Origin of the sequence: Gelidibacter gilvus (assembly GCF_004115975.1) — a bacterium.
Classification (GTDB): domain Bacteria; phylum Bacteroidota; class Bacteroidia; order Flavobacteriales; family Flavobacteriaceae; genus Gelidibacter; species Gelidibacter gilvus.
In genome coordinates this window covers 416,451-429,270 of record NZ_SDDZ01000001.1, presented here as the reverse complement: position 1 = coordinate 429,270, position 12,820 = coordinate 416,451, and the positions used below count along the sequence as shown (strand labels likewise).

Sequence of the window (12,820 nt, the reverse complement as noted above, 5' to 3'; positions counted from 1 at the left end):
GTTTAAGAAGCCTTTCACCTTAAAAACAGCCGTTCTTCTCTTATAATTTTGTTAGAGAGGTGGCATTTATTATAAGCTTTCGTTACTTTTGGGGAAAAATTATAACATGTCACATTTTCACACCCTAACCATAAAAAATATTGAGAGAGTAACTTCCAAATCGGTTACCCTCAACTTTGAAGTCCCTCAACATCTCAAAGAAGCCTTTCAATTCAAAGCAGGCCAATATATCACCATAAAATCTAACCTTAATGGTACAGAAATAAGACGTGATTACTCCTTATGTTCTTCGCCAAAAAGCGGCGATTTAAGAGTGGCTGTAAAAGAAGTAAAAGATGGTACTTTTTCTGCCTATGTCAACAAACAGTTGAAGGTTGGAGACCAATTGGAAATCGCGCCACCAAGAGGCCATTTTATTTTTGAACCGAATGATTCCAAAACCAAACATATTGCTGCCTTTGCAGCAGGAAGTGGAATTACACCTATTTTAAGCATCATTAAATGCGCTCTGGAAGAAGAGGTCATGAGTAATGTAGTTTTGGTATATGGTAATAAAACCCCAGACGATACAATGTTCATGAGCGAATTACTTGATCTTTATCGTCAACATAGCGATCGTTTGGCCATTCAGTTTGTATTTAGTCAAGCGCAAGAAGATGATTCTATTTTTGGACGGATTGAAAAAAGCACGGTCAACCTGATTTTAAAGCACAAGCACAAAGACTTGAGTATTGATGCCTTCTACTTATGTGGTCCGGAAGCTATGATCCACACGGTTAAAGATGTACTTGTAGAACATGAAATCCCTAAAGACCGCGTGTTTTTTGAGTTGTTCAAGGCTGCAAAACCTACAGAAAGGGATACGGCGACCATTCCTGATGGACAAACAAAAATTACCGTTGTTTTGGATGATGACACGACAACTTTTGAAATGTCACAAAAACAGACCATTCTTGAGGCCGCTCTTGATAACGATTTAGATGCACCTTATTCTTGCCAAGGTGGTATTTGTAGTAGTTGTTTGGCGAGAGTGATTGAAGGTGAAGCTAAAATGCGTCAAAACAATATTTTGACCGATGGCGAAGTTGCTGAAGGCTTGATCTTAACCTGTCAGGCACACCCATTAACACCAAATATTAAAATTGATTATGATGATATTTGATGCCTCATAAAAATTGAGGATAAGTACATTTAATCCATGAAATCCTTTATTTCATCGAAAATACTGAAGTAATTCTCTTAAAATTATGTTAAGAAAAATGAAATCTCTATTTTTATAACTGATTTAATTGTTACTATTATAAGGACTATCTATTAACATAAGATTAAATCTAACCCTGCTTTTTAGCGGGGTTTTTTTATGATGTTTTCGATCTTTTCAATAATGTCTTTTGGACTGATAGTTGCCATACACGTCTCATAGCCTTCTGGGAATTTATTGCCATAAATAGAAGTGGGAATTCTAGGAAATTTTTCTCGATCAGCTAAAAGTGCATTATTTTCATTCTGATGAAATGGGAAAAAACCAGCATAAGGATGGGTCACTCCCCAAAGCGTCACTACTTTTACACCCAACATAGCTGCCATATGTGCGTTGCCAGAATCCATAGAAAGCATCACATCCAAATTTGAAATAAGGTCCAATTCCTCATCAAGACTTAATTTTCCGGCGATACTGATGATCTGATCATTTTCAAGAGAACTCAAATACTCTGCTTCAGCTTCGCCGCCAAACAATAGGATCTTGTAGTTTTTTGATAGCTCATTAATCACTTCTTCCATTAATTCCAAAGGATACATTTTGCTTTTGTAAGCTGCAAATGGCGCAATTCCTATCCAGTTTTTGGTACCCTTTCCTACCAATTCAAGGGTTTTGGAATTCAATTCGGCACGTTCCGGAAAAATGGGATCGGAATCTTTAATAGGAAACCCTAACTTTTCAAAAACATCTCTATAACGTTGGTGCGTGGTTTTTAGCTGTTCGAAAACTTTACCATTGACTAGCGCTTTCTTTTCAGTTCTTCCTTTGTCTACTTGAATGATTTTAAGATCCAAAAGAAAGATTTTTAATATTTTACTTCGGAGAACGTTGTGCAAATCGGCTACGGCATCAATTCCCAAAATCCTTAATTCTTTTGAAAGCTCCAATAGTCCAAAAAAACCTTCATGTTTTCCTTTTAAATCTGGTGCATACACAGATACATTTTTTAAATCACGAAAAAAAGGGGTGAAGAACTCTCTGGTCAAAACAGTTAACTTGACCTCTGGATATTGCTCCGTGAACGCCCTTAAAACAGGAATGGTCATGGCAACATCTCCCATGGCAGAAAGACGGATGACGAGGATGTGTTTGGGTAGTTTGGACATCTATTAAATGATCTTGACTGAGGTTCCTGGCTGCGCAGGAATTAGGTTATTTTTGTCCGCGCAACACAGGGTTCAACTCATCGTCGTTGTACATTTTCATTTGCTTGTACACTTTCATGTATTTATCGCCATTCTCAATGTCCACAAGTAAGTCGTCAATAGCTTGGCTCAAATCTTTCCGCTGTTCCAAGAGCACATTAAGTTTAGTGGTACAATTGAGTTTATGCGACGAAGAGGCATCAGGACGCTCAACCTCTTCATTCATATGATATATTTTTAAAGCTAGAATGGATAATCTGTCAATGGCCCAAGCAGGACTTTCCGTATTGATCGTGGCATTGGGTTTAGGTTCAACATCATTATAAAGACTTAAAAAATAACCGTCTATATATTCTACCATATCCGTTCTATCCTGGTTGGAAGCATCAATTTGACGCTTCAATTTTAAGGCCTCTACAGGGTCAATATTTGGGTCTCTGATGATGTCTTCATAATGCCATTGCACGGTATCTATCCAACATTTTCTATATAAAAGATGTTCAATCAAGTGGTCGTCTTCGTCGTAAATGTTCTTAAAAACTTGGTCAACGGTATTTTTTATGTGATACGTATCGATGACTTTTTGAAAAATTTCATTGGCTTTTGCTGTAAACATAATCTGATGAATTTAAGTCGTAAATATACTTCTAATTAATTAACTTTACCATTCAAAACAGAGTTTAAGCCTTATGCACATTCACAATTTAACAGAAAAAAATTCCATTTTAAACACGTTCATTTCAGAAATGAGAGATGTGAATATCCAACAAGACCGCATGCGATTTCGAAGAAATATTGAGCGTATTGGAGAGATTTTAGGTTATGAAATAAGTAAGGTGTTAAATTATAAACCCGCAATTATTAAAACACCTTTGGGAACTTGCGAGATGAACATTATGAACAATGATATTGTGCTCTGTTCCATCTTAAGGGCAGGTGTACCTTTGCACAATGGGTTATTGAACTATTTTGACAATGCGGATAACGCTTTTATTTCGGCGTATAGACAGCATCATAAAAATCCGGATAGTTTTGAGATTGTTGTAGAATATTCGGCATGCCCAAGTTTGGAGAATAAAACCCTTATTTTGGCAGACCCTATGTTAGCCACAGGACAATCTCTTGTGGCCACGTACGAAGCACTAAAACCTTTTGGAAAACCTAAGGAAGTGCATTTGGCGTGCGTTATAGGCGCGCAAGATGGTATTGATTATATCCGCAAACATTTTAGTAAAGACACGCATTTATGGATTGCAACCGTAGATCCAGATCTAAACGAAAAAGGCTATATCATTCCTGGGCTTGGAGATGCTGGAGATTTGGCATTTGGCGAAAAATTACAGCAGTAAGTTCAATAGAGAAGCTAATATCAAAACAAGGATCAAACCTTCCTTAAACCATTTTTCTGTTATAATTTCTAAATAATTAGACATGATAATAGCCAAGGGTGCGAATAAAAATATGAATTCGCTGCCATCTTTATAAGGCGAAACCACAATAATCGTCAAGGCAATTAACGACGACACAATAACGATGACAAATGACGGTCTATAGCTCTTTAATTGTTGTTTTATACTTCTCATAAAATAAAAAGAAGCCCATACTCCATAAGACAGTAATAAGGTAACAGCTATAATAATACGCTTTGAGTTTAAGGAGGTGAAATCAAAACTCACGTCAAAAAAGCCATTGAGATAGGTTTCAAAATCCATCCCTGTTACAATCATATAAGACGCTGCTATTATGGCAACGCACAGTATTCCGATTAGGGGAATGATCCAATTTTTAATGTCTTCAATGGAATGCAGAAACAAGGCGAGAAAAATCAAAATATAAAATAATGATGCCCAAAAAAATAAGAGCGTTGCCAAGCTGATCCAAAAGGCCGCATCAAAAAGCTTTTTCTTAATTTCTTTTCTGGATCTTAAACTTATGATACGCCTCAAGGCCAATAAAATAAATAAATTGGCAATAAGTAATTTAGAATTGCCCAAACTTTCCGGTAAAACGGCCACAAACAGACCGAACATCAAGATTTTATAACTATTCCTTTTGGTAAGATTGTTTTTGCTGACGAAGAAATCAAGCACAAAAAGCGATGCTAAACACACGCCAAAAAGAAAGGACTGCTTTAAGAGAAGTTCTACTGAAAACGGCTCTGTAAGCGTCGTTAGTTTAGTCACAACAAAAACAATAAGAAGCATTGCGCTTACCACCAGAAGATGTATGGGTTTTGCTTTACTAAAAAAACTTGAAATCATTTAGAGCTGTGTTCTGGGGTTTCTTACTGAGTCTTTACTTCCATGGAAACAAAATTCGTTGTCACTTTATGGAACATTTCAAATAAAAATAACGTAATTTTGTCTTGTAAATATAATATTTATTATCATGACTGATTTTTGGAATGGCTTCGCAGCTTTTTTTGAGTATTTATTATTGCCTTTTGATGCTTTAAGAGAATTGGAACTCAGCAATTGGTGGCTTGCCAATTTTGTCTCTTGGATACTTATCATCATTACTTTTGTGGCATTTGTGTATTGGATGCTTCAATTAAAAGAACATGATGATAATAATGAAGACGATAAGAGCATCTCATCCCATTCGTATTTATAAATCGAAACCAATATCCTTACGGTAATACATCTTATCAAAATGTAGTTTTTCTATATTCTGATAAGATTTTTTTATGGCCTCTTGATACGTATTTCCAATTGAGGTAATCGCCATCACACGCCCTCCAGAGGTCACGACTTTACCGTCTTTCAATATGGCGCCTGCGTGGAAAGGGATAACGTCGGTTAGATTTTGCAATCCGGTGATTTCCTTGCCTTTTTCATAACTTTCAGGATAACCACCAGATACCAACATAACTGTTGTAGCGGCACGTGGATCGATTTCAATTTCAATTTTGTCCAGTGTTTGACTGGCAATGGCCTGAAAAATCTCTACCAAGTCATTTTTGAGCCTTGGCAAGACCACTTCTGATTCGGGATCTCCCATCCGTACATTGTATTCAATAACCTTTGGATCATCCCCTACTTTGATCAACCCAATAAAAATGAAGCCTTTATAATGTAAACCATCCTTTTGAAGTCCAGAAACTGTAGGTTTGACAACACGTTCTTCAATCTTCTTCAAAAATGATTCCGTGGCAAAAGGTACCGGAGAAACTGCACCCATTCCACCTGTATTTAATCCGGTATCACCGTCGCCAATACGTTTATAATCCTTAGCCGTTGGTAAAATTTTATAGTTTTTCCCATCGGTAAGAACAAAACAACTGAGTTCAATACCGTCCAAAAATTCTTCAATAACCACTTTGTTGCTGGCCGTTCCAAATTTGGCATCTACCAACATGCTCTTTAGTTCTGCTTTGGCTTCATCAAGATCATTTAAAATCAAAACCCCTTTGCCTGCTGCCAAACCATCCGCTTTTAAAACATAAGGTGGTTTCAAAGTGTCCAAAAACTGATATCCTGCTTCCAACGTATTGGCATCAAAACTCTGATAAGCCGCAGTTGGAATATGATGACGGAACAAGAATTCTTTAGCAAATTCCTTACTGCCCTCCAATTGTGCTGCGTCCTTTTGGGGACCAATAACTGCCACGTTTTTTAGCGCTTCGTCTTCCAGGAAGAAATCGTGGATTCCTTGCACCAAAGGATCTTCCGGACCCACAACAACCATATCAATTTGCTTTTCCAGGACCAATTTTTTTATCGCTTGAAAATCGGTGACATTCAGATCGACATTTTCTGCTATTTCAGCAGTTCCTGAGTTTCCTGGAGCAACAAATAATTTTTGACATAATGGGCTTTGAACTATTTTCCAAGCAAAAGTATGTTCCCTTCCACCGGAACCGAGAATTAAAATGGTCATGTTAGTGATGTTTGGTGCAAAAATATAGTTTATGCCATCAAAACAATAATATTTTTGACGATTAAATCGAATATGGAAGATAAAAGAATCAAGACCGTTGCGCTTATAGAATCATGAATCAAGATTTAATTAGTAATGATTTACCATTCGTCCAAATTAGCATGTTATGTGATGTTACCAAAATTGAGACCGCTGCTTGCTATCATCCGATTGTGGATTTTATTCTGATGATGCATTGTCCACAGACAAAATCTTTAAAAACCACAAAGGTTCAATCGGAAAAGGACGGAATTAAATCTGGAATCTTCAAGATTGATTTTAGATAAGAGTTTAATATATTTCTTTACTTTACATTCTCAAAAACAGGGTATCAATTGAATTTATTTGATCTTTCTTTAAAATTGAACGGATTTCCAATTAAGGAAGCTCGACGGGTATTGGTCTCTATTCAAAACCTTAACGAGGAAGGGTTCCGTGACTATATTGAAAAGCAAAAAGTACAAATTGTCAATTATCACCTAAAACACAATCCCTTTTACCAATCTGTTTTTAAAGAGACTAGATTCACAAATTGGGACGCTGTACCTATCATGACGAAAAGAGATTTACAGCAGCCTTTAATCAATCGGCTGTCGGAAGGTTTTTCACCAAAAAACGTCTATGTCAACAAAACCTCAGGTTCTTCTGGAGACCCGTTTGTTTTTGCGAAGGACAAATTTTGCCACGCACTCACTTGGACCATCATTCAGGACCGATTTGGTTGGTTCAATCTCAATTTCAACAGTTCTAAACAGGCGCGATTCTACGGAATTCCCTTAGATAAAAAAGGTTATTACCAAGAACGTTTTAAAGATGTGTTAAGCGGTCGGTTTCGCTTTTCTGTTTATGACTTTAGTGACGTCGCGCTTGAAGGCTTTTTAAAAAAGTTCAGAACCACCAGCTTTGATTATATCAACGGGTATACAAGTGCTATTGTTCAATTTGCAAAATTCTTGGAGAAAAGAGAGGTAATATTAACCAGTGTCTGCCCTACTCTAAAAGCTTGTGTCGTAACTTCAGAAATGTTGTTTGAAAATGATAAGTTACTCATGGAAAAACAATTCGGTATTCCAGTAGTCAATGAATATGGAGCCTCTGAGTTGGATTTAATCGCTTTTCAAAATCCGAAAGACGAATGGATTGTCAACAGCGAGACTCTTTTTGTGGAAATTGTCGACGATAACAATCAAGTTTTACCTTACGGTGAGGAAGGCCGTGTGGTCATCACCTCACTATACAATAAGGCCCATCCTTTTATTCGCTATGATATTGGCGATGTTGGCATCCTCTCTAAAGAAAGTACACTTCAAAAACCTCAGCTTCAAAAATTAATTGGACGCACCAATGATCTTGCCATCTTGCCAAGTGGAAAGAAAGCAGCCGGACTTACGTTTTACTATATTACCAAAAGTATTGTTGAAGATGATGGCAATGTCAAGGAATTTATGATTGAGCAATTGGATCTTCAAACCTTCAAAATCATCTATGTCAGCAATGAGAAGTTATCCGATAGCCAAACTAAAATTATAATTAAAGAAATAGAAAACTATCTTGAAAAGGGACTAACTATTATCTTTGAGCGTCAAACACGTTTAAAACGTTCTAAATCAGGAAAATTAAAACAGTTTACATCATTATTAAATAAGATATGACCATAACCATTATAGCCGGAGCACGCCCAAACTTCATGAAAATAGCACCTATTATTGAGGCCATCAAGCAAAAACAGTCAGAAGGTGTTGCTCTTAATTATCAATTGATCCATACCGGTCAACATTATGATAAAAACTTAAGTGATACCTTTTTTGAAGAACTAAACATTCCGTTTCCAGATATCAATTTGGATGTAAAAAGTGGCACACAGGCAGAACAAACTGGAGCTATTATGATAGGATTCGAAAAGGTATTGGCTGGAAACCCAACAGATTTGGTCATGGTGGTTGGGGATGTCACCTCAACCATGGCCTGCACCATAGTGGCAAAAAAAGCAGGGATAAAAGTGGCCCACGTAGAAGCAGGTATTCGTTCAGGCGATCTCAATATGCCAGAAGAAATAAACAGAATTGTTACCGATAGCTTAACCGACTATTTTTTCACCACCACACCTTTAGCTTCACAAACCCTTGAGGATCTTGGCGTGCCTAAAAATCAGATTTATTTTGTTGGTAATGTGATGATTGATACGCTCCTTAAAAATGAAGACAGACTCCAACAACCTGAACTTTATAAGACACTTCAATTGCAGGAAAAAAAATATATGGTCATGACCTTACACAGGCCAAGTAATGTAGATGAAGAACAGCAACTCAAAGCTTTAATCACACAACTTGCCCAATTAGGAAAAGACTATCCCATTATTTTTCCTGTTCATCCAAGAACCAAAAAACTTTTGGAAGGGTTGAACTTAAACTTTGACAACTTACATTATGTGGCGCCTTTGGGGTATTTGGAGTTCAATTATCTCGTTAAAAACGCCTTTGCCGTACTTACGGATTCTGGAGGAATTACAGAAGAAACTACGGTCATGCACGTGCCGTGCATCACTTTAAGAGATAGTACAGAACGGCCGGAAACTTGCACTATTGGTACCAATGTTTTGGTAGGTAATGATCCAGAAAAAATTGCGGATGCTTTTGAAAAATTATTTTCTGGCGATTGGAAAAAGGGTGAAATCCCCGAATTATGGGACGGTCATGCCGCAAAACGCATCATCAATCATCTCGTGGACATCTACAAATCGTGATGAAAGAGATCCTAATCATTACAAGTTATTTTCCTCCTGAAATTGGCGCTGCATCCAACAGAATTTTTCATTTGGCGGAAGGCTTAAAAGAGCGAAACTTTAAGGTTTCCGTCATCACACCATTGCCCAACTATCCGACAGGTAGAATTTTTAAACCCTATCGTGGCAAATTTAGACATACTTCCAATGAAAAAGGGATGACTCTCCATCGTTTATGGATTTACGCTACCGTTTCAAAAAACAAAGTCATCCGTTTGCTAGCGATGGTCTCCTACAGTTTTAGTCTCATCTGGTATTTCATATTTCATAAAATTCCAACAACGGTTATTGTACAATCGCCCCCACTTTTGGTAGCTTTTACGTGTTGTACTTTTCTACGATCAAAAAAACGCAAGCTTATTCTCAATGTCAGCGACTTATGGCCTCTTGCAGGACTGGAGCTGGGCGCTTTAAAAAAGAACTTTAGTTATCGCCTTTTAGAACGTATTGAACGTTCAAATTACAAGAAGGCAAACCTGATTCTGGGTCAAAGCGACGAAATCCTGACCCATATTAAAACACTGTTCCCATATAAGGAAACCTTCTTATACAGAAACTACCCCGATTTTGACGTTCCAGAAATCGCTGCTCCGATTGAAACAGGTCCTGGTAAAATTAAAATGGTCTATGCCGGATTGCTGGGAATTGCCCAAGGAATTTTAAGACTTTGCCAAGAACTCGATTATGAACATATTGAGCTCGACATTTATGGTTCTGGGGCAGAACAGTCAAACATAGAAAGCTATATTAAGACACATCCAGAGTTGCCCATCAGCTATCATGGTGAAGTTTCACGGGATGTGTTGCATCAAGAGCTTTTAAAATTCGATTTAGGCATCATTCCGCTACTCAATAGGATTTATGGCTCAGTACCCTCAAAAATATTTGAATACGCTAAACTAGGGCTTCCTATGCTTTATTTTGGAGGTGGTGAAGGTGAAGCTGTCATTACAAAATATCAACTCGGGTGGGTTGCAAAATCTGGAGATTATGACGATTTAAATGGTATTCTTTCAACTCTCAAAAAATCCAGTCTCAATGAAGACTTCAAGGAGCACATCAAAGCATCTGCAACACTCCACTTTGATTTTAACAAACAGTTGGATAAACTAGTCCAACAACTTTAATAAGCCTTTTCATCGCCTTTTATAGCGTTAAGAAAGGTTCTTACAATGATTCTTAGATCGAGTAATAACGACCAGTTTTCAATGTAAAAAATATCATATTTGACACGGCCAATAATATCCTTATCCGTTTCGATTTCGCCCCTGAAGCCGCTTATTTGAGCTAAGCCCGTAATGCCAGGTTTGACAAAATGCCTTACCATAAACTTGTCTATTCGCTTTGCGTAAATACTGGTATGGCTCACCATGTGTGGCCTTGGGCCTACAACAGACATGTCTCCAAAAAGAACATTGAAAAACTGTGGCAATTCGTCAATACTCGTTTTTCTTAACAGCTTGCCTACTTTCGTCACGCGTTGATCGTCTTTGGTGGCTTGAAAAAGGTGGGCATCGTTGTTTGGTGTCATCGATCTGAACTTATAACAGTCAAACTCTTTATAGTTAAACCCATTTCTGGACTGCTTGAAAAACACAGGCCCTCTGGATTCTAACTTGATCAAAATAGCGATCAACGGCGTGAGCCATGATAAAACTAAAACAATGACCAAGCTTGAAAAAACAATATCAAAACTCCTTTTTATCACTTGATTTACAGAGTCTTCAAGTGGAATGTTTCTTAGTGAGAGTATTGGGATATAATTGTAATACTCATATTTCAGTTTTTTGGAATAAATTTCTTTGTTGTCTGGTAGAAATTTTAAGATTTTGAGATTATTATCTGCAAAATCGGTAATTTCCATGATCTGCGTATTTGAAAGTTCTGAAATGGAGCAATAGATTTCATCAACTGCATTCTCTTTAATATACTCGAAGCAGACGTTAAGATCAACATCTTTTTTATCACGAAAACTAAAGGTCTTTTTGTGGATGTACCCATATTCTGGATTTTTATTGAAAAAATTCTCTAAGGCCAACGTTTTCTTATTAACCCCTAAAATGACCGTATTCCTGTAATTTCCACCAAATGATACTCGATATTTCTGAAGCAAATAATATACGGCAAATTTGAAGACGGTAATAAACGTAAAGACCAACAGCACATATTTTATAACCGTTTTAGGTGCGATATTGAATTGTTGATGATAGCCTGAAAAAGCAAAAATAATTAGGGTAAATAGAATCATCTGTCGCAAAACCAAAGAAAAGATGGTCACCTCTCTGGTATATCGATACACTTCATAGAATTTTGAAGCTATCGATAGAATCACCCAAGCACTGGACACTACCAATACAAAAAGGATGGGATCAATATCTTTGAAAAAATAAAAAATCGCAAGACCGTTGATTACAGTTAAATCAATTACATATGAAATGGGCCTTAAATACCCAGAATATCGACCTTGCTTAAAAGTATTCACATTATTTTTTTATATGGTTTGTAAAATCTTTATGTGCACTTTTATAGAGTTCTTCTTCTGAAAGACTTTTGAAATAATTATAGGTAATGGCCATGCCTTCTGCTCTCCCAACTTTTGGTTCCCAGTCCAATAGCTTTTTAGCCAAACTAATATCTGGTTGTCTTTGCATTGGATCATCAACCGGGAGGTCTCTATAGACCACTTTTTGATTGGTATTGGTGAGTTTTATAATTTCTTCAGCAAAATCCTTAATCGAAATTTCGTGAGGATTACCAATATTTACAGGATAGGCATAATCACTGAATAACAATCTATAAATACCTTCTATCTGATCATCAACATAACAAAAAGAGCGTGTTTGTGAGCCATCGCCAAAAACGGTTAAATCTTCGCCTCTTAGCGCTTGTCCCATAAATGCCGGAATAACGCGCCCATCATTGAGTCTCATTCGCGGGCCATAGGTGTTAAAAATCCTGACGATACGGGTCTCGAGACCATGAAATCTGTGGTAGGCCATGGTTATCGATTCTTGAAAGCGTTTGGCTTCATCATATACGCCACGCGGGCCAATGGTATTGACATTGCCATAATAGTCCTCCGTTTGTGGATGTACCAACGGATCACCATAAACCTCAGAAGTGGACGCAATGAGCAATCTGGCTTTTTTTGCTTTGGCCAAACCCAACAAATTGTGCGTACCCAAAGACCCCACTTTTAAAGTTTGAATGGGGATTTTTAAATAATCGATAGGGCTTGCGGGCGATGCAAAGTGGAGGATATAATGTAGGTCTTCCTCAATGGTAATATGTTTGGTAACATCATGCTCAATTAACTTGAACAGCGGATGATCTTCTAAGTGCTTAATATTATTAAAGTCACCGGTAATGAAATTATCCATTCCAATAACATTAAAACCTTCTTTTATAAAGCGATCACAGAGATGGGATCCAAGAAATCCTGCGGCTCCTGTAATGAGGATGTTTTTAGACATTAAATTCGAATTCATTTGAGCACATTTTATAATGAAATATGCAATTATCTCATTGATTACACTACAATGATTTGAATTTTCAAATATAATGTGTTATTTCAATTTCGAGTTCAACAAGTTAATAATTATATCTGGTATTGAACAAATAAAAAAGAAGTCAATAGTGCTCTTATAAAACAAACATCTTTGAACGGCAGAGGCATCCATTCCATCTTGAAAGTCGAAAATCACTAAGAATTAA

Annotated in this window: 12 protein-coding genes; 6 read left to right on the top strand and 6 right to left on the bottom strand. The window is 37.0% G+C overall.

Annotated features, from left to right (window positions below; all coding sequences use genetic code 11):
• Positions 1-106: 106 nt before the first annotated feature.
• Positions 107-1,162 (top strand): ferredoxin--NADP reductase, encoded by a 1,056-nt coding sequence (locus ESZ48_RS01835; RefSeq protein ID WP_129015599.1) that lies wholly within the window; start codon positions 107-109, stop codon positions 1,160-1,162.
• A gap of 182 nt (positions 1,163-1,344) precedes the next feature.
• Here the strand turns inward: ESZ48_RS01835 and ESZ48_RS01830 are convergent, their stop codons facing one another.
• Together ESZ48_RS01830 and ESZ48_RS01825 are read right to left on the bottom strand one after the other, a co-directional pair.
• The gene (locus ESZ48_RS01830; protein WP_129015598.1) at positions 1,345-2,367 is read right to left on the bottom strand and encodes a glycosyltransferase family 9 protein; all 1,023 of its coding nucleotides are present in this window, start codon (positions 2,365-2,367) and stop codon (positions 1,345-1,347) included.
• Between the two features lie 46 nt (positions 2,368-2,413).
• Entirely contained in the window at positions 2,414-3,022 is a 609-nt protein-coding gene (locus tag ESZ48_RS01825; protein ID WP_129015597.1) for a DUF4254 domain-containing protein, read from the bottom strand.
• 73 nt (positions 3,023-3,095) lie between these two features.
• Here ESZ48_RS01825 and upp point away from each other — a divergent pair, with 73 nt between their 5' ends.
• Complete coding sequence (upp, locus tag ESZ48_RS01820; RefSeq protein WP_129015596.1) at positions 3,096-3,755, top strand: uracil phosphoribosyltransferase; 660 nt, start codon at positions 3,096-3,098, stop codon at positions 3,753-3,755.
• Here upp and ESZ48_RS01815 read toward each other — a convergent pair.
• Positions 3,744-4,667: a DUF6427 family protein gene (locus ESZ48_RS01815; protein ID WP_129015595.1), complete on the bottom strand. Its 924-nt coding sequence runs from the start codon at positions 4,665-4,667 to the stop codon at positions 3,744-3,746. The genes upp and ESZ48_RS01815 overlap by 12 nt on opposite strands.
• A 127-nt stretch (positions 4,668-4,794) precedes the next feature.
• Here ESZ48_RS01815 and ESZ48_RS01810 point away from each other — a divergent pair, with 127 nt between their 5' ends.
• Positions 4,795-5,019: a DUF6341 family protein gene (locus ESZ48_RS01810; RefSeq protein WP_129015594.1), complete on the top strand. Its 225-nt coding sequence runs from the start codon at positions 4,795-4,797 to the stop codon at positions 5,017-5,019.
• On the opposite strand, the gene purD is transcribed toward ESZ48_RS01810, so the two are convergent.
• Positions 5,014-6,285 carry a phosphoribosylamine--glycine ligase gene (gene purD, locus ESZ48_RS01805; protein ID WP_129015593.1) on the bottom strand — a complete coding sequence of 424 codons (1,272 nt, stop codon included), beginning with the start codon at positions 6,283-6,285 and terminating at the stop codon, positions 5,014-5,016. The genes ESZ48_RS01810 and purD overlap by 6 nt on opposite strands.
• 374 nt (positions 6,286-6,659) lie before the next feature.
• Between purD and ESZ48_RS01800 the strand changes: the two genes are divergently transcribed.
• The 3 genes from ESZ48_RS01800 to ESZ48_RS01790 are packed head-to-tail and all read left to right on the top strand — an operon-like array spanning position 6,660 to position 10,233.
• Complete coding sequence (locus ESZ48_RS01800) at positions 6,660-7,976, top strand: phenylacetate--CoA ligase family protein (protein WP_129015592.1); 1,317 nt, start codon at positions 6,660-6,662, stop codon at positions 7,974-7,976.
• On the top strand, positions 7,973-9,067 hold the full coding sequence (gene wecB, locus ESZ48_RS01795) for a non-hydrolyzing UDP-N-acetylglucosamine 2-epimerase (protein ID WP_129015591.1): 1,095 nt from the start codon (positions 7,973-7,975) through the stop codon (positions 9,065-9,067). The genes ESZ48_RS01800 and wecB overlap by 4 nt, the downstream gene beginning before the upstream one ends.
• Entirely contained in the window at positions 9,067-10,233 is a 1,167-nt protein-coding gene (locus ESZ48_RS01790; RefSeq protein WP_129015590.1) for a glycosyltransferase family 4 protein, read from the top strand. Before wecB ends, ESZ48_RS01790 begins: the two co-directional genes overlap by 1 nt.
• On the opposite strand, the gene ESZ48_RS01785 is transcribed toward ESZ48_RS01790, so the two are convergent.
• On the bottom strand, positions 10,230-11,588 hold the full coding sequence (locus tag ESZ48_RS01785) for an undecaprenyl-phosphate glucose phosphotransferase (RefSeq protein WP_129015589.1): 1,359 nt from the start codon (positions 11,586-11,588) through the stop codon (positions 10,230-10,232). The genes ESZ48_RS01790 and ESZ48_RS01785 overlap by 4 nt on opposite strands.
• Before the next feature lies 1 nt (position 11,589).
• Positions 11,590-12,579: a UDP-glucuronic acid decarboxylase family protein gene (locus tag ESZ48_RS01780; RefSeq protein ID WP_129016042.1), complete on the bottom strand. Its 990-nt coding sequence runs from the start codon at positions 12,577-12,579 to the stop codon at positions 11,590-11,592.
• Positions 12,580-12,820 lie beyond the last annotated feature (241 nt).

What these genes read in the sequence shown, in the direction of transcription:
- ESZ48_RS01835 (WP_129015599.1), top strand. Translation starts at nt 107, where the DNA reads ATGTCACATTTTCACACCCTAACCATAAAAAATATTGAGAGAGTAACT.
- ESZ48_RS01830 (WP_129015598.1), bottom strand. Translation starts at nt 2,367, where the DNA reads ATGTCCAAACTACCCAAACACATCCTCGTCATCCGTCTTTCTGCCATG.
- ESZ48_RS01825 (WP_129015597.1), bottom strand. Translation starts at nt 3,022, where the DNA reads ATGTTTACAGCAAAAGCCAATGAAATTTTTCAAAAAGTCATCGATACG.
- upp (WP_129015596.1), top strand. Translation starts at nt 3,096, where the DNA reads ATGCACATTCACAATTTAACAGAAAAAAATTCCATTTTAAACACGTTC.
- ESZ48_RS01815 (WP_129015595.1), bottom strand. Translation starts at nt 4,667, where the DNA reads ATGATTTCAAGTTTTTTTAGTAAAGCAAAACCCATACATCTTCTGGTG.
- ESZ48_RS01810 (WP_129015594.1), top strand. Translation starts at nt 4,795, where the DNA reads ATGACTGATTTTTGGAATGGCTTCGCAGCTTTTTTTGAGTATTTATTA.
- purD (WP_129015593.1), bottom strand. Translation starts at nt 6,285, where the DNA reads ATGACCATTTTAATTCTCGGTTCCGGTGGAAGGGAACATACTTTTGCT.
- wecB (WP_129015591.1), top strand. Translation starts at nt 7,973, where the DNA reads ATGACCATAACCATTATAGCCGGAGCACGCCCAAACTTCATGAAAATA.
- ESZ48_RS01790 (WP_129015590.1), top strand. Translation starts at nt 9,067, where the DNA reads ATGAAAGAGATCCTAATCATTACAAGTTATTTTCCTCCTGAAATTGGC.
- ESZ48_RS01780 (WP_129016042.1), bottom strand. Translation starts at nt 12,579, where the DNA reads ATGTCTAAAAACATCCTCATTACAGGAGCCGCAGGATTTCTTGGATCC.